This is a genomic window from Bartonella sp. AA86SXKL (assembly GCF_042196885.1).
On record NZ_JBHIRE010000432.1, the window covers coordinates 1 to 641 of the forward strand.

General features: G+C 37.4%; 1 protein-coding gene. It reads right to left on the reverse strand.

Features of this window, described 5'->3' with window-relative positions; translation table 11 throughout:
• Positions 1-641, reverse strand: a 641-nt coding sequence (gene eno, locus ACFIO5_RS12450) for a phosphopyruvate hydratase (protein ID WP_522729901.1), incomplete at both ends; no start/stop codon positions are given.

The window sequence follows — 641 nt, forward strand, 5'->3', positions numbered from 1 at the left end:
CGATAACCTGCTTTATGCGCTGTTTCTACAGCATCAAGCGTTTCACTTAGCGTGCCAATCTGATTAACTTTGATAAGAATAGAATTGGCTGCTCCCATTTTGATACCATCCCGCAAACGCGCAGAATTTGTTACAAATAAATCATCGCCAACAAGCTGACATTTTTTACCAATCGAGTCAGTGAGTAACTTCCAACCTTCCCAATCATCCTCAGCCATACCATCTTCAATTGTGATAATAGGGTAAGTTTTAATAAGTTGTGCTAAATAATCTACCTGTTCCCCCACATCACGATATTTCCCCTCACCTTCATAAAAATAGGAACCATTTTTATAAAATTCGGTTGCAGCACAATCTAAACCAAGGGCAATTTGTTCACCTGGTTTATACCCACATGCTATTATAGATTCCATAATAAAATCAATCGCTTGCTCGGCGCTTTTAAATTGAGGTGCAAAGCCACCCTCATCACCAACATTGGTATTATAACCTGCATCTTTTAAACGTTTTTTTAACGTATGAAAAATTTCAGCACCATAGCGAATTGCTTCTTTTAGCGTAGATGCTCCTACAGGAATAATCATAAATTCTTGAAAATCAATCGGGTTATCAGCATGAACACCACCATTAATAATATTCAT